Origin of the sequence: Saccharospirillum sp. HFRX-2 (assembly GCF_043196805.1) — a bacterium.
Taxonomy (GTDB): domain Bacteria; phylum Pseudomonadota; class Gammaproteobacteria; order Pseudomonadales; family Natronospirillaceae; genus Saccharospirillum.
Window position 1 is genome coordinate 46598 of sequence record NZ_JBEBMU010000010.1, and the last position, 23541, is coordinate 70138.

25 protein-coding genes are annotated in these 23541 nt (G+C 58.5%); 13 read left to right on the plus strand and 12 right to left on the minus strand.

Going from position 1 to position 23541, the window contains the following annotated elements:
• Positions 1-12: 12 nt before the first annotated feature.
• Entirely contained in the window at positions 13-1275 is a 1263-nt protein-coding gene (locus ABMA60_RS16650; protein WP_392805450.1) for a glycosyl hydrolase family 8, read from the minus strand.
• Positions 1276-1524: 249 nt separating this feature from the next.
• Between ABMA60_RS16650 and bfr (ABMA60_RS16655) the strand changes: the two genes are divergently transcribed.
• From bfr (ABMA60_RS16655) to ABMA60_RS16665, 3 genes are all read left to right on the plus strand, one after another.
• On the plus strand, positions 1525-2001 hold the full coding sequence (bfr, locus tag ABMA60_RS16655) for a bacterioferritin (RefSeq protein WP_392805453.1): 477 nt from the start codon (positions 1525-1527) through the stop codon (positions 1999-2001).
• Positions 2002-2003: 2 nt separating this feature from the next.
• The gene (gene bfr / locus ABMA60_RS16660) at positions 2004-2471 is read left to right on the plus strand and encodes a bacterioferritin (protein ID WP_392805455.1); all 468 of its coding nucleotides are present in this window, start codon (positions 2004-2006) and stop codon (positions 2469-2471) included.
• 119 nt (positions 2472-2590) lie between these two features.
• Positions 2591-2770 carry a hypothetical protein gene (locus ABMA60_RS16665; protein ID WP_392805458.1) on the plus strand — a complete coding sequence of 60 codons (180 nt, stop codon included), beginning with the start codon at positions 2591-2593 and terminating at the stop codon, positions 2768-2770.
• Here ABMA60_RS16665 and ABMA60_RS16670 read toward each other — a convergent pair whose 3' ends face one another.
• A complete protein-coding gene (locus ABMA60_RS16670; RefSeq protein ID WP_392805461.1) occupies positions 2771-3364 on the minus strand; it encodes a DUF502 domain-containing protein in 594 nt (197 codons plus the stop codon). It abuts the gene before it with no gap.
• A 62-nt stretch (positions 3365-3426) separates the two neighbouring features.
• Complete coding sequence (locus tag ABMA60_RS16675; protein ID WP_392805463.1) at positions 3427-3693, minus strand: hypothetical protein; 267 nt, start codon at positions 3691-3693, stop codon at positions 3427-3429.
• Between the two features lie 149 nt (positions 3694-3842).
• On the opposite strand from ABMA60_RS16675, the gene ABMA60_RS16680 reads away from it, so the two are divergent.
• The gene (locus ABMA60_RS16680; protein ID WP_392805465.1) at positions 3843-4745 is read left to right on the plus strand and encodes a LysR substrate-binding domain-containing protein; all 903 of its coding nucleotides are present in this window, start codon (positions 3843-3845) and stop codon (positions 4743-4745) included.
• A 55-nt stretch (positions 4746-4800) separates the two neighbouring features.
• Positions 4801-5184, plus strand: coding sequence for an MAPEG family protein (locus ABMA60_RS16685; RefSeq protein WP_392805468.1), 384 nt, complete (start codon positions 4801-4803; stop codon positions 5182-5184).
• A 31-nt stretch (positions 5185-5215) separates the two neighbouring features.
• Here ABMA60_RS16685 and ABMA60_RS16690 read toward each other — a convergent pair whose 3' ends face one another.
• Together ABMA60_RS16690 and ABMA60_RS16695 are read right to left on the minus strand one after the other, a co-directional pair.
• Entirely contained in the window at positions 5216-5899 is a 684-nt protein-coding gene (locus tag ABMA60_RS16690; RefSeq protein ID WP_392805471.1) for a hypothetical protein, read from the minus strand.
• A 131-nt stretch (positions 5900-6030) separates the two neighbouring features.
• Complete coding sequence (locus tag ABMA60_RS16695) at positions 6031-7725, minus strand: L-lactate permease (RefSeq protein WP_392805474.1); 1695 nt, start codon at positions 7723-7725, stop codon at positions 6031-6033.
• Between the two features lie 155 nt (positions 7726-7880).
• Between ABMA60_RS16695 and ABMA60_RS16700 the strand changes: the two genes are divergently transcribed.
• The 4 genes from ABMA60_RS16700 (at position 7881) to ABMA60_RS16715 (ending at position 12076) form a co-directional block, all read left to right on the plus strand.
• On the plus strand, positions 7881-8741 hold the full coding sequence (locus ABMA60_RS16700) for a putative selenate ABC transporter substrate-binding protein (protein WP_392805477.1): 861 nt from the start codon (positions 7881-7883) through the stop codon (positions 8739-8741).
• Positions 8742-8752: 11 nt separating this feature from the next.
• The gene (locus ABMA60_RS16705) at positions 8753-9427 is read left to right on the plus strand and encodes an ATP-binding cassette domain-containing protein (RefSeq protein ID WP_392805480.1); all 675 of its coding nucleotides are present in this window, start codon (positions 8753-8755) and stop codon (positions 9425-9427) included.
• Entirely contained in the window at positions 9424-10911 is a 1488-nt protein-coding gene (locus ABMA60_RS16710; protein ID WP_392805483.1) for a PhnE/PtxC family ABC transporter permease, read from the plus strand. Before ABMA60_RS16705 ends, ABMA60_RS16710 begins: the two co-directional genes overlap by 4 nt.
• An 85-nt stretch (positions 10912-10996) precedes the next feature.
• Positions 10997-12076, plus strand: coding sequence for an NADH:flavin oxidoreductase (locus ABMA60_RS16715; RefSeq protein WP_392805486.1), 1080 nt, complete (start codon positions 10997-10999; stop codon positions 12074-12076).
• A 2-nt stretch (positions 12077-12078) separates the two neighbouring features.
• Here ABMA60_RS16715 and ABMA60_RS16720 read toward each other — a convergent pair whose 3' ends face one another.
• Positions 12079-12972 carry an NAD-dependent epimerase/dehydratase family protein gene (locus ABMA60_RS16720; protein ID WP_392805489.1) on the minus strand — a complete coding sequence of 298 codons (894 nt, stop codon included), beginning with the start codon at positions 12970-12972 and terminating at the stop codon, positions 12079-12081.
• 177 nt (positions 12973-13149) lie between these two features.
• On the opposite strand from ABMA60_RS16720, the gene gcvT reads away from it, so the two are divergent.
• Positions 13150-14277 (plus strand): glycine cleavage system aminomethyltransferase GcvT, encoded by a 1128-nt coding sequence (gcvT, locus tag ABMA60_RS16725; RefSeq protein WP_392805612.1) that lies wholly within the window; start codon positions 13150-13152, stop codon positions 14275-14277.
• Here gcvT and ABMA60_RS16730 read toward each other — a convergent pair.
• Both ABMA60_RS16730 and ABMA60_RS16735 read right to left on the minus strand, forming a co-directional pair.
• A complete protein-coding gene (locus tag ABMA60_RS16730; protein ID WP_392805492.1) occupies positions 14262-14678 on the minus strand; it encodes a DUF4345 domain-containing protein in 417 nt (138 codons plus the stop codon). The genes gcvT and ABMA60_RS16730 overlap by 16 nt on opposite strands.
• Before the next feature lie 29 nt (positions 14679-14707).
• The gene (locus ABMA60_RS16735) at positions 14708-15532 is read right to left on the minus strand and encodes an NAD(P)H-binding protein (protein WP_392805495.1); all 825 of its coding nucleotides are present in this window, start codon (positions 15530-15532) and stop codon (positions 14708-14710) included.
• A gap of 174 nt (positions 15533-15706) precedes the next feature.
• Between ABMA60_RS16735 and ABMA60_RS16740 the strand changes: the two genes are divergently transcribed.
• Positions 15707-16672, plus strand: a complete 966-nt coding sequence (locus tag ABMA60_RS16740; protein ID WP_392805498.1) for a cupin domain-containing protein — start codon at positions 15707-15709, stop codon at positions 16670-16672.
• 3 nt (positions 16673-16675) lie between these two features.
• Here the strand turns inward: ABMA60_RS16740 and glp are convergent, their stop codons facing one another.
• The 4 genes from glp to ABMA60_RS16760 all read right to left on the minus strand — a co-directional run bounded on the left by glp (position 16676) and on the right by ABMA60_RS16760 (position 21840).
• Positions 16676-17911 (minus strand): gephyrin-like molybdotransferase Glp, encoded by a 1236-nt coding sequence (glp, locus tag ABMA60_RS16745; RefSeq protein ID WP_392805501.1) that lies wholly within the window; start codon positions 17909-17911, stop codon positions 16676-16678.
• A 127-nt stretch (positions 17912-18038) separates the two neighbouring features.
• Complete coding sequence (locus tag ABMA60_RS16750; RefSeq protein WP_392805504.1) at positions 18039-20264, minus strand: TonB-dependent receptor domain-containing protein; 2226 nt, start codon at positions 20262-20264, stop codon at positions 18039-18041.
• Between the two features lie 74 nt (positions 20265-20338).
• Complete coding sequence (locus tag ABMA60_RS16755; protein WP_392805507.1) at positions 20339-21334, minus strand: FecR domain-containing protein; 996 nt, start codon at positions 21332-21334, stop codon at positions 20339-20341.
• The gene (locus ABMA60_RS16760; protein ID WP_392805510.1) at positions 21334-21840 is read right to left on the minus strand and encodes a sigma-70 family RNA polymerase sigma factor; all 507 of its coding nucleotides are present in this window, start codon (positions 21838-21840) and stop codon (positions 21334-21336) included. The genes ABMA60_RS16755 and ABMA60_RS16760 overlap by 1 nt, the downstream gene beginning before the upstream one ends.
• Before the next feature lie 235 nt (positions 21841-22075).
• Between ABMA60_RS16760 and ABMA60_RS16765 the strand changes: the two genes are divergently transcribed.
• A complete protein-coding gene (locus tag ABMA60_RS16765) occupies positions 22076-22810 on the plus strand; it encodes an energy transducer TonB (protein ID WP_392805512.1) in 735 nt (244 codons plus the stop codon).
• A gap of 10 nt (positions 22811-22820) precedes the next feature.
• Positions 22821-23540: a MotA/TolQ/ExbB proton channel family protein gene (locus ABMA60_RS16770; RefSeq protein WP_392805514.1), complete on the plus strand. Its 720-nt coding sequence runs from the start codon at positions 22821-22823 to the stop codon at positions 23538-23540.
• Position 23541 lies beyond the last annotated feature (1 nt).

Below are 23541 nucleotides of genomic sequence, written 5' to 3' on the forward strand. Positions count from 1 at the left end.
TAACACCAACAATCACTGAGTGGCTGTGACCGGGTCCCAATAGTTGCCGGTCATCACCAGCAGACAGAGCAAGGTGACGCTGTCTTCGTAGTAATCCTGATGGCGTCTATATACGGCCTCATACAGATCGTCCAGCCAATCCTGACCATCGTCTAACAGCATGGCGCCAACACCGACCGGCGCCATAAAGAAGCTGCTGTTTTCGGTTTCATAGGGAATCGGCAGACCACTGAGCAAATAGCCGGATTGCATCTGCGCAGGGTCGGCATCGGTGATACGACGCATGCCGCCTGCGATACCGGCAGCCAGCTGTTGGGCACGCGGTTCTGCACTCAACAAGGCTTCGGTCCCCAGGCGCCAGGGGTCACGACCGGCATTAAAAAAGTAGTGGCCGTCGTAACTGGTTTCCAGATAGTTCGGCGGCGATGCATAGACCTGGCCGTCCTGAGCGACGACAGCAAAATCCGGCAACAGGCCACTGCGCGGTGCTTCTTGTTGTTGCAGCGCCAGCGCCACATCCAAAACGCGGTCACGGACATCAAGCCAACGCGGCTCGTCAGCCATGGCAGCAAAGGCGCGAAAATGGGCGGGCATAAAATCCGAGGTGCGGGTGCCCCATTGGTTGTATTCCTCACCGTCCGGCTCTACCCAATCACCAAAGGTGGGCAGATCGCTGTCCGGGCCAACGGCGCTGGCGAGCAAACCATCCAGCACCTCCTTGGCCGCCGCCAGGTAATCGCCTTCCGGCCACTGGCGCGAGGCCAGCAAGAGGGCGTAGGCAATATCGGCATCGCCATCAAAAGCGCTGTCATTACCCTCTTCTTCATCAATAGGAATTTGCCAGCCCATCAGCCGCGAATCGATATCGCTGGGCCAGGCGCGGGCAAAGCGCCAGAGTCCATCGAACAGAGCGCGCGCTTCAGGATCAGCGCCAGCCATCAGCGCGACGATCAACATGCCATAGCCCTGCCCTTCAGAAACGGTACGGCCAGGATTTTGCGAACCAAAGCTGACTCGGTACTGAGGCAGACCGTCATCACTGTGCACGGCGACCAGATAATCCGCTTTCCACTGACGGTAAAACTCAAGCACGTGACGATCTTGTTGCGCCTGACTCCAGCGCGACGGCTGTAAGCTGCCCGCTGCATAAGTCTGATGCTGTGGAAAGGGCAACAGCGGTTGCGCCAACGCCGTTGTTACCCAGGTGACCAGTACCAAGAACACACCCCAAAACCCCAGTTGACGCCAAGGCCGCCAAATTTGACCGATCTGCATAGCGATTCCTCAGGACTCAAAACCCAGTTATCAAACTGATTATTGTGCACCTTTAAGGTAACAAAGAAGTTAGCTTTTAAGCGTTGATGCAAATCAGCATCGATTGCAAACCAACCTTGCTTCCTTTCGCAAAAGATATCCCTTCCCATCTGTAACAAAATGTAAAAAGTTTTAACCCTCCAACCTACCAAAACGCTGATCGACATCGCTATACTGCGGCCAACTTCATACCAATCGGAGGCGACCATCGTGAAAGGCGATAGCCGCATCATCGAACAACTGAACAAGGTGTTGACCACCGAACTGACGGCGATCAACCACTATTTCCTGCACGCCCGCATGTACAAAAACTGGGGTCTGGAGCGGCTCAACGAAGCCAACTACAAAAAGTCCATCAAAGACATGAAGCAGGCCGATGAACTGATCGAACGCATCCTGTTCCTGGAAGGTCTACCGAATCTGCAAAAACTGAATCGATTGATGATCGGTGAACACACCGAAGAAATGCTGCAGGCCGATCACGATTTTCAGATCGAAGCCATCGCACAACTGCGCGAAGCCATTGAAGTGTGCGAACAAAATCAGGAATTCGTCAGCCGTGATTTGCTGACCGAAATTCTGGAAGACGAAGAAGAACAACTGGACTGGGTGGAAACCCAGCAATATCAGATCGGCGCCATGGGTATCGAAGTCTACCTGCAAGCGCAGATGAACGACGAGGACTGATCATGAAAGGCAAGGCAAACATCATCGACGCTCTGAACATGCTGCTGTCGAACGAACTGGCGGCCATGGATCAGTACTTCCTGCATTCGCAAATGTATCGCGACTGGGGTTTGAATAAACTCTACGAACGCATCGATCACGAATTCGACGACGAGCGTGGTCACGCCACCAAGTTGATCGAACGGATGCTGTTTTTAGAAGGCAAACCGGACATGAAAACGCGCGCGCCGATTCGCATTGGCGAAGACGTGCCGGCCATGTTGCAGGCCGATCTCGATCTGGAAATTGAAGTAAAGGATGCGTTGAAAGACACCATCAAACTGTGCGAAGCCGAACAGGATTACGTCACCCGCGACATGCTGGTGACGCTGCTCGACGACACCGAGATGGACCACGCCTATTTCCTGGAACAGCAACTGCGACTGATCAAGATGATCGGTCTGGAACGCTACCTGCAATCGCAGATGTGATTGTTTTCACTCCGGGCCACCGCGCCGGAGTTGTTGCAATTGAACCCTTATCCGTTCAAAGCTAAAGCAAGGCTGAATTCCCGCCTTGCTTTTTTTATGCTTAACCTAAGGAGTGATTTATGTCCGATCGCCATCCCACCGAAGTGACCGTCACCAACATTCGTATGCCGTTTTTGTCGATGGTCGTCTTTATGGTCAAGTGGGCCATTGCCGCCATACCGGCGCTGATCATCCTGGCGTTAATCGGCTCGGCCATCAGCTTTCTGCTGGGCAGCGGCGGTTTTGAGTATCGCGCCTGATCACTCGGTTAACGAACGATTGATGCCGGCGGTAACCATAAAGGCCAAGGCTTCATCAAAGGTCCAGTCGACTTCAATCAGATCCGAGCGTCGCGCCAGTACCGTCAGACCTGCAACCTGATAACTGATCTGAATCAGCACCGGCACCCAGGGATCGTCTTCGTCCTGGTCCGGCATGGCTCTGGCCAGCGGCATGGGCAGCCGGTCGCTGGTGACAAAACCGACGGTGTAACCACTGCCTTGTTTAATCAGGACGGTTTGCCGGCGCCGGGGTTCTTTTTCGTTCTGATTGATCAGCGTCGCCACATCCTTGACCGCCCCGTAGATGGTTTTCAGCACCGGGGTGCGCATCAACTGTTGCTCAAACTGCCGGAACATCCAGTAGAAAGGTCGAATGCTCATCGCCGTTCCGACCGCCAGCACAATGCCCACCATCAGCGCCAGGCCGACACCGGGCCAGAGCGAATCGAGACCAAACAGGCCCAACAGCGCCTTGCCAATTTTGTCGAGCGTGACCGCTATCGACCAGAACAACCAGATAGAAATTGCCAGCGGCAGAATGCTTAAAGTGCCGCGTAACAGGATGCGTTTCATCAAACAGACTCCTGAAAAAAAACGGCACCCAGTGTCGCACACGGGTTCAACCGGCTGCAGCCTCAGCCGGTGCGACGACGCTCCTCTTTACGTTGCAATAACAAAAGCCGCGCGTCGACCGCTATTGGCAAGGCCAGGGCTTCGAGCAAATCGGAGCGCCGATGGCCCATGTCTTCCAGTAGATGATCATCGTAGTCCAATAAGCGCGCGATACGGCGGCGGCGCTGCCAAGCAACCAGAAGCGTGTGAATGTTTTCCCACCAGGCGGGGCGATCCAGATGATCCGCGTGGTGTTCCAGGGTGGTGTTGCAAACTGAATTCATCGACATAGCGACCTCTCTTGCCGGCTTCATCAAGCCAGGCGGTTAGTCCCCAGGATTTAAGTGCTGTGGGTCGCGACCACGGGAATCAGCATGGCTTGACATCCAAGTTCAGACAAACTAAAAAAACTACAACCTATGTTTAGGAAATCTAAACGATGACTGAAGCCACTGTCGCCGAATCCTTGCAAGCGCCGCTACCGCTGCTCGACACCGACCTGGTGCGCACCTTTGTCGCCATTGCCGAAACCGGCAGTTTCACCCGCGCGGCGCGTCAGGTGTTTCGTACCCCGGGTGCGCTCAGCATGCAGATCAAGCGTTTGGAAGAAATGCTGGGTAAGGCGCTGTTCGTGCGCGATGCGCGCCAGGTTCGGCTGACGCCGGAAGGCGAGATCCTGCTCAGTTTTGGGCGGCGTTTGCTCAAACTGAACGAAGAAGCGGTGGCCCAGTTTCTGGCCCCCAGCCTGGAAGGACAGGTGCGTTTCGGCACGCCCGATGACGTCGGCACCCGGGTATTGCCAGCCGTACTGGCGCAATTTGGCCGTTCCCATCCGGCGGTGCAGGTGGATGTCATCGTTGGCAGCAGCCGGGATTTGCTGGCGCGACTGGATGCTGGCGAGCTGGATATCGTGCTGATCACCGCCGGCAACGATGGCCAGGATCCGGCACGTGGCGAAGCGGTGCACAGCGAAGAGCTGGTCTGGGCTGGCCGTAAAGGCGGGGTTGCTCAACAGCGTGCGGTGTTGCCGGTGGCACTGGCCAGGCACGGCTGCTGCTGGCGCACCAAGGCCGTCGATGCGCTTGATAACGCCGGTCGCGATTACCGTGTCGCCTACAACAGTGAGAACTGCGCCGGACAGGTGGCGGCGGTGATGGCCGATCTGGCGGTAGCGCCGCTGCCCCGCAATATGGTCAAGGCGCCGCTGTGCGTGCTCGACGAAGCTTCAGGCTTGCCACCGCTGGGCGATTATCAGGTGCTCATGGAAAAACGCGACGGCCGAGGTCCTGCCAGCGAGGCGCTCGCCGGCTATGTGATCGAACAGCTGCGACATCCCCATTAGCCAGCACTGCCTGGCTTCTCTACAATCGCCTCCGGTTTATCACTCGGAAATCGCTATGTCGTTTTATTGGTTCTGCCTGTTCGTCGCCGCCAACGCCCTGTTGCTGTTTACGCTCGCCTTTAATGTGTCACTGGTGCGTCGTCGCTTTAAAATTTCCAGCGGCGATGGCGATCAGCCGGCGTTGCAACGCGCCATCCGTGCTCACGCCAACGGCGTTGAATACATGCCATTGTTCGCTTTGCTGGTGCTGGCGTTGTCGCTGCAGCTGGCGGCCGATATGGCGCTGGCGGTCCTGGTTTTGGGCTTTACGCTGGGTCGCGTCATGCATGCACTGGGCATGATTGGGGCGGTGAAATTATTGCGCTTCTGGGGCGCCGTCATCACTTACCTGTGGACGGCCGCCGCCATTATTCTGCTGTGCTGGACTTTGGTGGTTTAAGTCAGCAGAGCGCCGTTATTTCCAAGAACCGTTACCGCAAATAAATCTCGCCCTGATCGTAGAGCATGCGGCAATCGTTGGCGTCGTGATAACGATCACTGACGGTGTTATTGGCCGCCGCACCCGGGCCGGCAAAACGCGGGTCATCGCACTCGCCGTCGTTGGCCCAGTGACTGCTGTTATCACCCCATTCGATGTCCGCGCGGCTATCTGGATGATCGTCGCTTGGGTCCCAAACTGGCTGGGTTTCGGAAATTTTCAGCTCAGCATCGGGGTACTCACCAACAGCATAGGTGCCGATCCAGATGTTGTAGTTACCCGAGGCGGGGCTGGATAACACCACGCCCGGGTTGGTCCCGGCGCTGTCGCTGGCAAAGTCATCACTGCAATGCCAGTTACCGTCTGGGTCATAGACCACCAGCGTAGTGTCGGCATTGGAATCGACGTACAAGCTCAGTGAATGACTACCGGCGTTGTAGTTCAAATCAACATCGGGGGCGTTGCTGATAAAACCGGAACAACTTTGATGGGTTTCGCTGGCGGCATGTTCACCGCCAGCGGTTAAGGCAACGACATAGGGGTCAGGCAGAAAACCTACCGCCAGATTGATCGTGCCCTGGGTCGGTTGCTCGGTCCAATCGACCGCCTGGGCAACTGCGATCGTCGTCATTGACACCAGGCCCGCCAAGGCGAACCGGACTACAGTCAATTTCATCTCACACTCCTTTTCTATCGGCCCGACACCGCTTTGGATGTCGTTAGCGCCCAAGCAATGTAGCGAATAATCAGCTCGGCGGCACCCTTATCGCCTTACCACTGTTAAGCGTTTTAGCATCCTTAAACGCACTACAGCATCGTCGGATCGCCGATTTCTACGCCATAAACCATCAACAAGGTGATCAAACCAGCCGCGACCAGGTAATAGATCGTTGGCAGAATGGTCAGCCTCAAGGTGCGGCCTTCCTGGCCCAGCAAACCCACAGTGGCCGAGGCGGCAACCACATTGTGGATGGCAATCATATTGCCTGCTGCTGCACCCACGGCCTGGCTGGCCACCATCATGGCGCCGGAAACACCCAGCAGTTGAGCGGTGTTGAACTGAAAATCCGACAACATCAGATTCGACAAAGTATTAGAGCCGGCAATAAAAGCACCCAAGGCACCGACGGTGGCAGTAAAGAACGGATACACCGCTCCGACTGAGACTTCCACCAGCTCCGCCATAGCTCTGGGCATGGATGGCAAATCAGCCGCATTGACGCCGGAGTTAATCAGAATGCGCACCATGGGAATGGTAAACACCAGCACGAAACCGGCGCCCATCAGCGTATGGGTGGATTCACCCAAGGCAGTGCGTAACTCGCTCGGTTTGATGCGCTGAACCAAGGCGGTGATCAAGACGACCAAGACCATAATGCCGCCGGGCAAATACAGCGGTTCGATAGTGCCACTGACACCGACCTGGCCAAGAATGTCGTTCCAATGCACCGACAGAAAGCTGATGCAGAAGTCTTTGATCGGCTCAATGGCGCGGGTGATCACCAAGGCCATCGCCAAAATCAGATAAGGCACCCAGGCCAACACCAAGGGCATGGGTTTGTGGTGAGTCAGATCATCCAGGTTGATTTTGACGGTGCCCAACCAGGTGGCGGGCCATTGCTCAGCGGGTGCGAAATCCCAGCGTTCTTTGGGCATCAAAAAGCCATGCTGCGCTGCTGGTACGACGATGGCGAGACCAACAAGCGCACCAATCATGGACGGAAATTCCGGACCGAGAAACACCCCAGCAGCCATATAAGGCAGGGTAAAGGTCGCGCCGGCAAAGAGCGCAAAAGGCGCCACGGCCAAACCTTCGCGCCAGGATTTTTTCGCGCCGAAAAAGCGGGTCAACATCAGGCACATCAGCAAGGGCATCAAGGTGCCAATAACGCCGTGGGTAATGGCAATTTCGGACACCATCAGCCGATAAAATTCACTCCAGCTGCTGCCCGATGCCACCAGGGCTTCAGTGATACCGGCTTTATCGAGACCACCACTGACACCGACCACGATCGGCGTTCCCACCGCGCCAAAAGACACCGGGGTGGATTGAATCATCATGCCCATCACCACGGCCGCCAAGGCCGGAAAACCGAGCGCCACTAACAAGGGCGCAGCGATGGCGGCGGTGGTGCCGAAGCCGGAAGCGCCTTCCAGGAAGCAACCGAACAACCAGGCGACGATGATCACCTGTATACGGCGGTCCGGGCTGATATGAGAAAAACCGGCCCGGATGGCGGTTAAGGCACCGGACACTTTCAGGCTGTTCAGCAAGAACAACGCACCGAAGATGATCCACAAAATACCGGCGGTCAGCATTAAGCCTTGCAGCACCGACGCCAGCACGCGGATGGCCGGCATCTGCCAGGCAAACAAAGCCATGATGATGGCGACCACCAAGACCACAGGCATGGCGCGCGACGCTGGCCAGTGAAAGCCGACCAGCAAGACGCCGGCCAGTAAAATGGGTAAAAAGGCGAGTCCGTACAGCAGCATTTCCATCTTGTTTTCTCCTTATTTCCTTGGCAGTTACCTTAACTTAACCCCTTGGTATGACCATCACCTTGCGATAGATCAAAGCAAGGACCGATCGCCTCAGTCTGGTATACTGCCGCGCCATTTATGCAAACTAATTTCGCCGACTCTAAGGATCTTTCATGCGCGCTCCCATTGCTTTGCAAGGACTACTACTGGCGCTGGTTGCCGGTTTCGCTCAGGCCGACACTTTTGTTTTCACCGCCATTCCCGACCAGGACGAACGCCAACTGACCGAACGCTTCGGCCAGATCGCCGACTATCTGCAAGCCGAACTGGGCGTCGAGGTCGAGTACATTCCGGTTAAAAGTTACGCCGCTGCGGTTTCCGCCTTTCGCAACGACCAAGTCCAGTTGGCCTGGTTTGGTGGCCTGACCGGCGTCCAGGCACGGCGTCTGGTTCCGGGCAGTCAGGCCATTGCCCAGGGCGCTGAAGACACTGCCTTTAAAAGCTATCTGATCGCCAACACCAGCACCGGCCTGGCACCGCTGGACAGCCTCGATGATTCCCTGCGCGGACTGAGCTTTACCTTCGGTTCCAAAGGTTCCACTTCTGGTCGATTAATGCCCGAGTACTATCTGCGTGAAGCCTTCGAAGCCGCGCCGGAAGAAGTTTTCAGCCGAGTTGGATTTTCTGGCGATCACTCGCGCACCATCGCCTTAGTGGAATCCGGTGCTTATGAGCTGGGTGTACTCAATTACGCCGTCTGGGATGCCGCTATCGAGGCCGGCAGCATCGACACCGATGCCGTTCAGGTGATCTGGGAAAGCCCGACCTATCCGGATTATCAGTGGACCATTCGCGGCGATGCCGACGACCGCTTTGGCGCAGGCTTTACCGATCGCGTCCAGCAAGCGCTGCTCAATATGACCGACCCGACCTTGCTCGCGGCCTTCCCGCGTTCAGGCTTCGTACCGGCCAGCAACACCGACTACGCGCCGATTGAAGAAACCGCCATCAGCATTGGTGTGATGGACGAGTGACTGGACGCCTAGTGAAGGACGCTGCGCCCCTGTTCCGTATCAACCAGGCCGAGCTCGGCCTGGATGGCCGGGTGATCCTGCGTGATCTGGATTTGCGCATCGAGGCTGGTGAGACCATCGCCTTGCTCGGTGAATCCGGCAGCGGCAAAACCACCTTGTTGCGCGCGCTGCGCCAGCAACATCCCCAGCAGGTGGCCTGGTGTCCACAGCACAGTGGACTGGTCCCCTTGCTGACGGTGTTTCATAACCTCTATATGGGTCGGCTGGATCGTTATTCGACGCTCTATAACCTGCGCAATTTACTCTGGCCGGCGCCGCTGCGTCGTGCCGAACTGGGTGAACTGGCGCAGCGTTTGGGGCTGGGGGATCGCTTACTGCAATCGGTCGACCGCTTGTCGGGCGGCCAGCAAAGTCGCGTCAATTTAGGCCGCGCCCTCTATCAACAACGGCCGGTGTTTTTGGGCGACGAACCGGTGTCGGCGGTCGATGAACACCAGGCCGACGACTTGCTGAGGTTGATCAACGAACAGCATGAAACGGTGGTACTGGCACTGCACAATATCGACCAGGCACTGACGCACTGTCAGCGCATTATCGGTTTAAAAGAGGGCCGCATTATCATCGACGCCCCAAGCGCTGACTTGCGCGCCGCCGACCTCGCCCAACTCTACCCCAGCGCCGCATGACAGCTGCACCACCGAACAGTTCTGCGCGCGCCATGGTGCGCACCACCGGCCTGATTGTGTTGCTGGCGCTGCTGTGTTTGCCCTGGGCCGATTTCAGCATCCAAACCCTGAACCCCGGCCGCGAGCTGACCCAACTGGCGCTGGGTTTGCTGCAACCAGCCTGGCCCGACAGCAGTACCTTGATCACCGCCATAATCAACACCTTGAGTTTCGCGCTCCAGGGTGTCGCTCTGGGCGCGCTAGCGGGTTTTGGCTTGGCGTTGCTGTATCACTGGCGTGTGGTGCGGGTATTCGCGGCCTCAATTCGCGCCGTGCACGAACTGTTCTGGGCACTGTTGTTTATTCAGTTATTGGGGCTCAACAGCGCCGCCGGTGTGCTGGCGATCGCCGTGCCCTACGCCGGTATTTTTGCCAAGGTCTATGGCGAAATATTCGAGGAAGTTGATCCCAGTCCGGCCCAGGCATTACCGCTTAATACCTCGGCGTTATCGCGCTTATTATTCACCACTCTCCCCCAAGCCTGGCCGCATTTGGTGGCTTATACGCGCTACCGACTGGAGTGCGGTTTGCGTTCCTCGGCGGTGCTCGGTTTTATCGGTTTGCCAACGCTGGGCTATCATCTGGAATCTTTATTGCGCCAGGGTTTTTACGCCGAAGGCGCGGTCTATTTTTACGCCTTGCTGGTGCTTATAGCGTCCTTACCGCTGTGGAGCCGCGCCCGTTCTCTGCCCATTCTGGCGCTGGCCTCGCTATTAGCCTTACCTCTGAACGCCAGCGTTAATCCCAGCCTGATGCTGCGCTTTTTAACGCATGACATCGTGCCGGCGCCCTTACGTGCCGGTCAGCCGGAAAACCTGCTGCCCTGGTTGCAGGATTTATGGCTTGACCAGATCGCCCCCGGCCTTGGCAATACGCTGGTGTTGGCGATGCTGGCGCTGATGCTGATGGGACTTATCGGCCTGCTCAGCTTTCCAGCGGTCTCGCCGCTGTTTGGCAACCGCGCCAGCCGCGGCCTGGGCCATCTGCTGCTGATCGTGTTTCGCTCGCTGCCGGAATATCTGCTGGCCTTTATTGCCTTGATTCTGCTCGGCCCGTCGATGCTGCCCGCAGTGTTAGCGCTCGGGCTGCACAACGGCGCCATCGTCGGTCACCTGGTTGGCCAATACAGTCGCAGCCTGCGGTTGCGCGATGATGCGTCACGCGGGCTAAACCGCTATTTCTTTGAAGTCCTGCCGCGTCAGTATCGGTTGTTCCTGGCGTTTACCCTCTACCGTTTTGAAACGGTGATTCGCGAAACCGCCATCCTCGGCATGCTGGGCATTCCCACGCTCGGATTTTTTATTGATTCGGCCTTTTCCGAGTTCCGTTTCGATCGCGCTCTGGTGCTGCTGATCGCCACCGCCGTGCTGAATGTTCTGGTCGATGCTACTGCCCGACGCTTGCGTCAGCGCCTGCATCTCAGCCAACCATTGCATTATTGCTGAGCCGCCCCTACTTCACGTAACTGATTAAATTACGTGAGCTGCCACGCACTCGCTGTTCCGTTGTATTAACCATTGAGGTTTGGTGATGAGTTCTGCTTCCGATCTGTTTAACCCACTGCATTTTAAACGTGGCCCGGCCGCCGCCAACCGCCTGGTGCTGGCGCCATTGACCAATACCCAAAGTCACGCCGATGGCACCCTGGCCGAGGATGAATACCGCTGGCTGACGATGCGCGCCGAGGGCGGTTTTGGTCTGGTCACCAGTTGCGCCAGCCATGTGCAGGTCAATGGCCAGGGCTTTCCTGGTCAGTTGGGTTGTTTCAGTGACGAACACCTGCCCGGCCTCACTCGACTGGCCGATGGCCTGCGCGACGCCGGCGCGGTGTCTTCGCTGCAACTGCACCATGCCGGCATTCGCGCCTTTGATGGCGTGACCGATAAAGTCGGCCCGTCCGCTCACGCTGAAACCGGCGCCCGGGCGCTGAGCGAAGCAGAAGTCGAGCAGTTGGTAGAGGATTTTGTCAGCGCTGCCCAGCGCGCCGAACAAGCCGGTTTTGATGGCGTGCAGATTCACGGTGGCCATGGCTACATCCTCACCCAGTTTTTGTCGGCGCAATACAATCAGCGCGATGATCGCTGGGGCGGCTCGCTGGAAAATCGTGCCCGTCTGTTATTCGCTATTCTCGACGGCATCCGTGCGGCCTGCCGGCCCGATTTTCAGATTGGCGTGCGCATTTCCACTGAACGTTTTGGTCTGGAACTGCCGGATATGATCGAAGTCGCGCGTCAGTTGCTGGCCAGCGCTGCTTTGGATTATCTGGATTTATCGCTGTGGGATTTCAACAAACAGCCGGAAGATGAACACTTTGCGGGCAAGACGTTGATGTCGCTGTTCACTGAACTGCCACGCGGTGACATCAAGCTCGGCGTCGCCGGAAAAATCATGTCCGCGGCCGATGCGCGGGCAGCGCTGGATGCCGGCGCCGACTATGTCGCCATCGGCAAGGCCGGCGTTATGGCGCACGATTTTCCTAAGCGGGTTAAAGCCGATGCCGACTACTCGGTACCGGCTTTACCCATCGCTGCGCAGCAACTTGAGGGTGAAGGCATCAGCGACACCTTTATGACCTATCTGCGCGGTTTCCCGGGCTTTATCGCCGACTGATTTCAGTCGGCGTCGAGCACATCACGCCAGGAATATTGGGGCGCGAAGCCGAGCAGGCGACGCGCCTTTTTATTGCTGTAGAAAGTCTCCCATTCACCCATCTGCGCTTTGATGGGCACGCCCGGATAAAACTGTGCAATGGCTTCGGGATTGCTCAAACCCACCGACAGATCATCGTTGGACACGTTAAAAACCTCGTAACCCAAACCATCGGTTTTCAGGCAGCAATCCACCATCTGACCCAGATCGCGCGCATCGATATAGGCAAAAATATTGCGCCGACGCAGCGCCGGATTGTTCATAAAAGCCGGAAAATTCTCTTGGTATTCATGCGGCTCAATAACGTTGTTAATGCGCAGACCGTAGATATCGATGCCGGTGCGCGCCTGGAACGAACGCGCGGTGACTTCGTTAACCACCTTACTCATGGCATAGCTGTCGTGCGGCACCGTCGGGTGCTCTTCATCGACGGGTAGGTATTCCGGTTGTTTTAAACCATCGGCAAAACAAACGCCGTAGGTGGTTTCGCTGGACGCAAAGATCACCTTGGGAATGCCCAGTTTGGTGGCGGCGTCGAGCACGTTGTAAGTGCTCAGCGTATTGATGCGGTAAGTCTCGTTATCGGGCCGGTGCAGAATCGCCGGAATAGCGGCGAAATGCACGATGGCGTCGTAACGCGGCACACCCGTGCCCGGCTCCAGCTCGTCAAAATCGGCGTAAGCCTGGCAGGCATTGAACACCTGGCCGGCATCGGTGAGGTCGATTTTCAGGGTGGTGATGCCAGGTACATCCGAGGCAACCCAATCCAGATTGGTGACCCGATGCCCCTGATCGCGCAGATAAGCGGTGGCATGGCGACCGGCTTTGCCGCTGCCGCCGGTGAATAACAATCGCATAAGAGTCCTCACTGCTTAGGTTGAATGCGGCGCTCATGCTACCAGAAAGCGCCGAGCCTCATTTTTCTTAAGTTTCCTATTGGAAACTTTGCTATTGGAATGGCGCTGGCTTTGTTGCATCATCGCGCCCAGATTCGCGCCGCACTGCGGCCCAACCGCCTGCCAATGGAGACGCCCATGAGCGCCAGCCCGGATAACCTGAACCACACTCCGCTGACCGACCTGCACATCGAACTGGGCGCGCGCATGGTGCCCTTCGCCGGTTATTCGATGCCGGTGCAGTTCCCGCTCGGCGTGAAAGGTGAGCACCTACACACCCGCACCCAGGCCGGGTTGTTCGATGTGTCCCATATGGGTCAGGTCAAACTGACCGGGCCCAATGTTGCGGCCGCGCTGGAACAACTGGTGCCGGTCGATGTCATCGACCTGCCGGAAGGCCGCCAACGCTATGCGCTGTTCACCAACGCTGAAGGCGGCATTCTCGATGATCTGATGATCACCAATCAGGGCGATGGCCTCTATTTAGTCGTCAACGCCGCCTGCAAAGCTGAGGACATCGCCCACCTGCGCGCCAACCTGCCCGCCGATATCACCGTCACCGAATTGACCGATCGCGCTTTGGTGGCACTGCAAGGCCCGAAAGCCGTGGATGTGCTGGCGCGTTTGCAGCCGGCGGTCAGCGAACTGGTGTTTATGGATAACCAGCAAATGGATATCGACGGCATCGACTGCTTTGTGTCACGCAGTGGCTACACCGGCGAAGACGGCTATGAGATTTCCATCCCGGCGGATGCGGCCGAAGCTCTGGTGCGTAAGTTGTTGGCGGAGCCGGAAGTCGAACCCATCGGTCTGGGCGCGCGTGATTCGCTGCGTCTGGAAGGCGGTTTGTGTCTTTACGGTCACGACATCGACACCCGCACCACTCCGGCCGAGGCCAGCCTGATCTGGGCGGTTTCCAAGACGCGTCGTCACGACGGCGAACGCCCTGGCGGTTTTCCCGGTGCCGAGGTGATTCTGGGTCAGATCGAGCGCAAAGATGCGGCGCGCAAACGCGTCGGCCTGCTGGGCCAGGGTCGCGCGCCGGTGCGTGAAGGCACCGAGCTGTTTAATGCCGACGGCGCCAAGATCGGCATCGTCACCAGCGGCACCTTTGGTCCGAGCGTTGCAGCGCCGGTTGCTATGGGTTATGTCGACGCCGCCTACAGCGCACTCGACACCGCGGTGTTCGCCGAAGTGCGCGGTAAGCAACTGCCGATGACAGTCAGCAAAATGCCGTTCGTCGCGCCTGGTTACGTGCGCGGCTGAGGTGTTGTCGCGGCGCGACGCGCGGCCATCACTCCCATCAGGTTCAATGTCAGCAGCCCCAGTTCGACGGCCCAGGCGGCCGTCAGCGCGGAAGACGGCGCGCCATCGAACAACGCGCTGATCAACCGACCGAACACAAAGGCACCGTAGAACCCGATGGCTACCCACAGCGCCCGGGTTCGATGCGCGGCGCTCAGGGCGCCAGCCAAGATCACCATCGCTGCCAGCAGCAACAGAGTGGCGGTGGCTCTGAGCTCGCTGCGCAACTCAACGGAATCCGGCAGCACGATCTGATACGACTGATAAAAACTCACCGGCGCTAGCAGGATGGCGCCACCGATCACCAGCGCCACGCCGCCGCTGACCCCCAACACCGACTGAATCAAACTTGGCCATTTCATGGGTTGTGCCTCCGGTCGTTCATCGACGTTCAACCCCAGGCTCCGTTGCGCTGGGCCTTGGCGACGTAATCGGCAAAGCGACGCGGCGGGCGACCCAGGGCGTCGCTAACGCCCGACGTCAGATGACTGTTGCGGCCGTCCAGCACTTGCGTGAACAACTCGCGCAACAACCACAGTTCCGCCTCGCTCAAACCCAGTTCCTGCAAATAACCCAGATAGCCGTCAATCGGTACCGATCGAAAACGAATGTCGCGGCCGGTCGCTTTGGCAATCTGAGCAACACAATCGTCAAAGGTCAGCAATTCCGGGCCGGTGACTTCGAACAATCGATTCGCCAGTTCCGGTTGGGTTAACGCCGCTACCGCCACTTCGGCGATGTCGTCGCAATCGACGAATGGCTCCAGCACATCGCCCACCGGCAAGGCCACTTCTCCGCTTATTACCGAGGGCGTCAGAAAGCTCTCGCTGAAGTTCTGCGCAAACCAGGACGCCCGCACCACGTTCCAGCGCAAGCCGCTGTTGATCAGCACCTGTTCGGCCCGCTCGGCGCCGTCTTCGCCACGGCCGGACAGCAACACCAGATGCTGCACTCCGGCCTGTTTCGCCGCCTCGAAAAACGCCGTGACGATGGACTCCGCTTGCGGGATCGCCAGATCCGGCTGAAAGGTCATATAGACCTGTTGCACACCGTCCAGCACAGCCGGCCAGGTGTCGGGCTGATACCAGTCGAAGCTCGGTTCGGTGGAGCGCGACACCGCACGTGTGGCAATGCCACGGTTGCGCAACAACGCATCGACGCGCGCGCCGGTTTTGGCCTGTTTGCCGAGAATCAAGATGGGGAATGGAGTGGTCATGTTGTTTAGCCTCTGGTCATCATTTAAGGGGTGGATGAAGAGACGCTATTGTTGGCGCTGGCCATTGGACTGGATATAACCAGAACACCGGACTCCTTGATCGAAAATCCAAAGCCAATGGATTTTCGATCAAAATAAGCGATGATTTAGCCAACCCACATTCAGGTGAAAGCGATGACGGATCAACCGGTGGTGCCCGAACACAACGACTATTTAGGCGAAGCCCTGCACCTGTTGAAACTCAGCGGCATTTTCTATTGCCAGTCGGAACTGCGCGCGCCCTGGGGCATCGAGATGCCACCCTTCGACGACTGTCTGATGATTCACGTCGTCACCGCCGGACATTGCTGGTTGACGCTGGCCGATGGCGAGGCGCCGGTGCATCTGCCCCAAGGCAGCCTGGTGATGCTGCCGCACGGTCGCGGCCACTGCATCGCCAGTACCGTGGATGGCGCGGCGACGCCGTTGTTTGATATTCCGGCGCAGCATATCAGCGAACGCTACGACATCATGCAGTTTGGTGGCGACGGCGAGGTCTGCCGCGCCATCTGCTGTGTGGCCCGCTTCGACCACGCCGCCGGCCAGCAGCTGATTCGCTCGTTGCCGTCGGTGATGGTGATCAATAGCTGGGAAGAAGCGGAAGGCAGCTGGCTGCAAAGCACGCTGCGTTATATGGCGTATGAAGCGCAGCAGCTCAGCCCCGGCGGTGAGACGGTGATGTCGCACCTGACCGACATTCTGATCATTCAGGTCATTCGCAACTGGCTGCGCAACAGCCCCCAGGCCAGTACCGGCTGGCTGGCGACGCTGCGCGACAAACAGCTCGGCCGCGCGCTGGCGGCCATGCATCGGCATCCGCAGCAAGACTGGACGGTTGAACGACTGGCGCAACTGGCCAGCCTGTCGCGTTCGGGTTTCAGTGCGCGTTTTACCGAATTGATGGGCGAACCGGCAATGCGCTACCTGACTCGCTGGCGCATGCAGACGGCGCGGCTGCAACTGGAAAACAGCGCAGATTCGATGATGACGGTGGCCGATCGTTTGGGTTATCGCAGCGAAGCCGCGTTCAGCCGGGCGTTCAAACGGGTATTCGGCGAAGCGCCCGGGCAAGTGCGCAAGAACCGGCAACGGCCGGCGTAACGCTCAGCCGCCGAACAGTTCGTCGAACAACCACAGCGTCACCGTCTCGCCGGCGGCCACGCTGCCGCGCTCCTGCTCCAGTGCGATATAACAATTAGCCTCGGTCATCGAACCGAGAATGTGTGAAGCCTGCTGAGCGCGCGTTGGTCGCACTTCAACGCCAGCTTCCGTTTGACGCCAGACACCGCGCTGAAAATCCATGCGACCCGGTGTTTTTTTAATGGCCGCAGTGGTGGTGGCAACCAAAGTCGGCAGCGCTTTATCCGGCTGACCTTGCAGCTTGCGGATAGCGCGCGTGGCGACCAGATGAAAAGTCACCACAGACGACACCGGATTGCCCGGCAGACCAATAAACCAGCTGTTGCTCAGACGACCAAAGGCCAAAGGCTTGCCTGGTTTGATCGCCAGCTTCCAGATTTCAATCTCCCCCAGCTCGCCGAGAATCTGGCGGGTGTAATCGGCCTCACCGACGCTGACACCGCCGCTGGTAATGACCAGGTCACAGTCAGCATCGGCCTGTTGCAGCACGCTGCGCAGTTGATCAGGATCGTCGGCGACCACGCCATAGTCGTGCACCTCAACCCCCAAACGACTGAGCATGGCGTGCAACGCCGGCCGGTTGGAATCATAAAGATCACCTATGCCCAGGGTTTCATGCGGCTGGCGCAGTTCATCGCCGGTCGCCAACAGACCCACCTTCAGTTGCGGTCGCACACTCACTTCAGCGCAACCGACACTGGCCAGCAACGCCACATCCTGAGGCCGAATGCGATGGCCTTCGGGTAGCAGTCGATCACCGGTTCGGCAGTCTTCACCCGCGCGGCGAATGTTGTTGCCCTCTTCTGGGACCTTGTCGAAGGTCACGCCGGCGTCGCTGACCTCAGCGTCTTCCTGCATCACCACGGCATCACAACCGGCGGGCAGTACGGCACCGGTCATCACCCTGATGCAATAGCCGGGTCTGAGCGGTTCGGTATAAGGCTGACCGGCCAGCGAACGCCCCTGGACCGGCAAGGGTTTATCGGCCAGCAGATCAGCGCGACGCAAGGCGTAGCCATCCATCGCCGAATTATCCCAGGCCGGCACCGGCGATTCAGCGCGGATGGCGGTGGCGGTCACCCGGCCAAGACTGTCGCTCAAGGCAACGCTTTCAGCTCCGGCAAGCGGCACCAGAAGCTCGAGTAAATGCGCAAGCCCATCTGCCAACGGCGTCAGGCCCGGACGATCAGAACAGCCCATGGAATTTTCCCTCTGTCATTCGAGCGCCATTCTGACTAAAGGCGATGACACTGACCAGACAGAAAAGGCCAGGATCGTCACAAAACGAGCGCGGCCTTGAAGGGGAAAATTTTTCAGAAGCTATTGCTTAAAAGCGCCAGCTGGTTTCCAGGCGAACATCGCGGCCCGGTTCGAGCTGGCCGATCACCATGTCGTAGCCGGAGAAATGCTGATAGCTGGCGTTGGTGGCGTGATCCAGGTAGGCCTCATTAAAGAGGTTGCTGACGCTCACATTGAACTCCAGTCCCTCGACCCAGTCCGGTTGCCAACGGGCGTAGGCATCGTGCACCTGATAACCCGGCTTATCGATGTCGCCAGCCGAGGTTTCCAGATCATTCAAATCCTGCACCCAGGTCAGTTCCCAACCGAATTGCCAGGCGTCGTTCATCAACCAATCAACACTGGCGGTCAGCGTATTGCCGATGGAGTTACCCACACCCGGGTGGTCGTAGGCGTTCAGCGGATCACCTTCGAGCTCGGCGCTGTTAACGTGATAACCCAGTTGGCCGCTCCAACTGCCCAACTCAAAACCACCGCTGAGCAGATAACCCTGGGTTTCCAGCGTACCGATGTTCTCGTAGTTATTGGTGTAACCCGGCTCTTCAATCACATTGTCGATGCGAGACTGATACAGCTTGGCGGCGACAAACCACTGGCGAGTCGCATATTCAACGCCCACTTCCTGGTTGCTGGCCCGCTCGGCTTTCAGATCGGGATCGTTGGTGCCGCCATCCAACACAAAGGCGTCCGGCGACAGCGGTCCACGGAAGGCTTCGGCGTAACGCGCGTAGCTGCTGAGTTGCTCAGTCACCTGCCAGCTTAGCTGAGCATTGGGACTGAAACCGGCTTCTTCATAGGACTGGTCGTTATGGTCGGTGCGGTCGTAGCGGTCATAACGCGCGCCGGCGCTGAGCTGCCAGGCGTCGTTCAGGCGCCAGTTATCCTGAGCGTAGACACCCACCACGGCGTTGGTATCGCGCAGTTCTTCCGGATCGGTGTCGGCCGGGCCGGCGGTGAGTTCATCGTGGCGGTAATCCACACCCAGTGTCAGTTCATGAGCGCCAGGCTTTAGGGTGTTATGCAGATTCAGGCCCTGGCTGATCGAACGGCCGGTATAGAGACCGAAGGCACCATCCTGGGTGATTTGCGAGTCAGTGTTGTAGAGGGTCACGGCCAGATCGAGCCAAGGGTCATTGGCCGGTGCCAGTTCATAATTGATGGTGGTCGTAGCGCGTTCGATCTCCAGAGGAAACAGCGGGTTCGATGGTGCTGCCGCCCACTGTGGCCGTCGCGGCCGTTCGCCGTCGTCAATACGGTAGTCGTAACTGACTTTCAGTGTTTGCGCATCAGTCAGCTCCCCCACCAGCTTGGCAAAACCGACCTGCTGCAAGGACGCGGTGCCGGCCATGGTATCGCCGTTGCCGTCTTCGATATCGTCCTGTTCCGCCTGGCTCACCGACAGCAATGCACTCCAGGCGTCGGTAATACGACCATAGCCGGTCAGATTGACTTTATAGCCATCGCCATTGGTGAAATAAGCGCTGGAAACCTTGCCGCCGAAACGCTGATCGTCGGCCAGCAGATCGTCCGGATCCTTGGTGACAAAGCGGATGGCACCACCGAGCGCACCGGGACCGGCGGTCGCCGCACCCGCGCCCGCTTCGACTTCAACCCGTTCCAGCAGATCGGGTTCGATACTGAGCCGACCGGCGTGATGGTAGAGGCGACCGGACTGACTGGCGCCATCGATAGAGATATTCAGCAGCGGATCTTCCAAACCGCGCACATAGACTTTCTCCGCCACGGCCGCCGAGCCACCCACGCTGACATCCGGCTGCTGGCGAAACACCTCGTTCAGATCCGACGCCTGGCCCCGCTCGATCGCATCGCTGCTGACCACCATCTGGCGTTGGCTCGGATCAATCACATTGCCCGATACCGTCACCGTCGGCAGTACGCCTTCGTTAGCCGCTTCCAGATTAAAACTGCCGTCAGCGGTGCGTACCGCGCGCAAGCCGGTACCGGCCAACAAGGCATCAAAGCCAGCATCGATGGTGAAGGCGCCGCTTAATCCGGGACTGGTTTTGCCGGCCGTCTGCGCAGCATCGACCGCCAGCAACACACCGGCCGCGCGGGCAAAGTCAGTCAGGGCCCGGTCCAGAGGACCGGCGGCGATGCTATAGGTCTGGCGGCTGGCGCTGGCGGTTTCTGCCAGCGCCGGGGTTAGCGGCGCCAGTGCCGTCAACGGCAGCAAGGCGGCGAACAGATAAGGACGCCAAGCTTGAGCACCAAGCTTAAATCGAAATGAATGCATAGTGATTCCTCGTTCAGGGTAGAGAAAAACAAAGCGCTTTCTCTGTTTCCCGAACGAGATAAAAAAAGTGCTAATCAATCAGCGATTTTTTTTACCGACACCCAGAATGGCAGCCTGGCATTGACCTGAATTGGCAAGGCACTGGCCAGCATCGATAGCGCCTGATCGGTGTTGTTGACCGGAAAAGTCCCCGACACCATTAACTCGCCGGCTTCCGGCTGGTAGTGAATCACGCCCGCCCGATAGCGGTTCAGTTCGTCCAGCACCTGGCCCAGCGGCTGCCGTTCAACCACCAGGCGACCATCGCTCCAGTCGGCACCTTCCTGAGCCGGGCCGAGCCGTTCGATGCGCTGGGCGTTGTAGTGGGCGGTCATGCCGGCATCGATAACCTGAGACTGCGCCGACTGATGCAAACGCAAGCGCACCGCGCCTTCCAGAACCGTCAACTGACCGCTGCCGTCCTGTGTCTGGCGCACCACAAAACGCGTGCCCAGCGGTTCCAACAGCGCCAGCTCTGTGGTCACCGCGAAAGGCCGCGCCGGCTGTTGGCTGTCTGTTGCCGTCTCGATCAGAATTTCACCTTCCAGCAGCGCCAACTGACGCTGCAGCGCATCGAAATGCAGGTTAACGGCGGTGGCGGTGTTCAGCGTCAACTGACTGCCATCAGGCAGTGTCAACGAGCGGATTTCCCCGGTGGCGGTACGCACACCGGCGCCATGGCGGGCGAGCCACTGGCTTTGACTGGCGCCATAACCGCCCAGTACTGCAACGCCCAGCAAGCTGAGCAACTGCAACGCCTGACGGCGGCTGACGGCGGCTTTATGGGCGGCGCGCAAGCCTTGAGCCGCGGCCGGATCGGCAACCGCATCGAGACGCTGATGTACCCCTTGCACCAGTTGCCAGGCGCGCTGTTGCTCGGCGCCACGCTGCAACCAGCGCTGCAACTCGGCATCGTTCTGCGTTGCGGATTCGTTCGACCACTGCTGCACCAGCCAGCCGAGCGCTTCGCTCATCACCTGAGCGGAGACCTGCGCCCGGTCCGCCAGTTGCTGTACCTGCCGGGTGATCATCAGGCCAACGCCTCGAAGGTCACCAGACAGAGCGTGGCCGCTTGCAGCATGTAATGCCGCACTGAGGCGACCGACACCTCCAGACGTTTGGCAATCTGTGCATAGGTCAGGCCTTCAAAGCGGGACAGCAAAAAGGCCTGGCGGACCTTGTCCGGCAAGGTGTCCAGCGCCTGATCCAGATGACTGAGCACCTGCAGTGTCATCTGCTGCAGTTCGGCCGAAGGCGCCACCGCTTCCGGCAGCGCACGCAGCGCCTCCAGATAGGCTTGTTCCAGCGCGCGACGGCGGTGCAGATCCACCGCCAGACCGCGAGCAATCTGCGCTAGAAAGGCACGTGCCCGCTGTGGTTCAGGCAAGCGGCCAGCTACCATCAGGCGTACATAGGTATCCTGGCTGAGATCAGCCGCATCGAACTCACAGCCCAGACGGCGGCATAACCAGCTGTACAGCCAGGGCTGATGTTGCTGATACAGAGTGGCGACTCCCGATCTGGATAGTGCGTCCACGACGAACCTCTTCACAATTACAAATAATAATTATTATCATTCTACTCTGATGTTTCATCCTGTAAACGGCCGATACGGACATCGATAGTGAGACTGCCTCTCAACCGCTCTTGATAGTTGTTCTTGGCAACTTTAAGCTTGGCGCCCGCCTGCAGTGGTATGGATCGACAGCGGCAGGAAACACCGGCTTATACCCGACTTACTTTCACAACCAGACGGCAAACGACGATTCACGATGAATGACAGCTCTACCCAATGGCGCCAGCTCAGCCTGAACATCGCTGTCTTCCTGTTCGTCGTGGGTTTGCATGCCGCCGTTCTGGCATCGGCCTTTCTGGCCGGTCCTTCGGATTCGCTGGTGGTTAAACCACCGACCGTCAGCGGCATGCTGATACCGGTGCCGGCAGCGGAATCGGTGCAAGCACCGGCTGCGGTGGCAACACCGCCGGAACCTAAACCCGAGCCAGAACCCGAACCGGTGCAAGAGCCGGTACCCGAGCCTGAGCCAGAACCTATTCCTGAGCCTGAACCGGTGCCTGTTCCAAAACCCGAGCCGGAACCTGTTCCCGAACCTGAACCAATACCGGAGCCCGAACCGGAACTGGAAACCGAGCAGGCATCAACACCACAGATTAATGAAGCTCTGGCGGACCTTTATACCGAAGACGCCGAAACCGAGGGCGCGCCCATCGTTGCGCCACGCTCAGATGCCGCCCATCTGGACAATCCATCGCCCGCCTATCCACGGCGCTCAGCGCGGCTGGGCCATGAAGGTGAAGTGGTCTTAGAAGTATTGATTCTCGCCGATGGCAGCGTGGGTGATATTCGCCTGCTCCAGTCCAGCGGCTACGACCGTCTCGACGAAACAGCCATGGATGCGGTACGGCGCTGGCGCTATGTGCCGGCCACACAGAACGGTGAAGCCATTGATTACTGGTTCCGCCAACCCATCAATTTCGAACTGAAGTGAGCACGCTGTGATGCATGAAACCACACTGGATAATCCTTATGGCCTGGAGGCGTTATGGACCCAAGGCGACGCCATCATCAAGGGTGTGGCCATCCTGCTGCTGTTGATGTCATTGGCCAGCTGGCTGGTGATTGTGATCCGTGGTCTCGATCTGTGGCGGCTGCGACGTCAGGCGAAATCACTCGATGCCTTCTGGCAGGCGCACGATTTCAACGAGGCGCTGGAGCACCTGCAACCGGCCACGCCGCAAAACCCCTATCGGTTGCTGGCGGTCAAAGGCCGCGATGCGCTCGACTATCACCGCACTCACGGCGATAACCTCAACAGTCAGTTACCGCTGACCGACTGGCTGACCACCGCCATCGGCAGCGCGCTCGATGAAAGCCGTGAACGCATGCAACGCGGCCTGGCGATCCTGGCATCGGTCGGTTCCACCGCGCCTTTCGTCGGTCTGTTCGGCACCGTCTGGGGGATTTATCACGCTCTGGTCGGTATTGGTGTGTCCGGTCAGGCCAGCATCGATAAGGTCGCTGGTCCGGTCGGTGAAGCCTTGATTATGACTGCCTTCGGTCTGGCCGTGGCGATTCCCGCCGTGCTCGGTTACAACGCCATCACGCGCGGCAACAAAGGCATTCTGGGCCGGCTAGATCGCTTTGCCAGCCAGTTGCACGCCTATCTCATTACCGGCACACCGACGGTGATAAAAACCGGCAAAAGAGGAGCGAACTGAG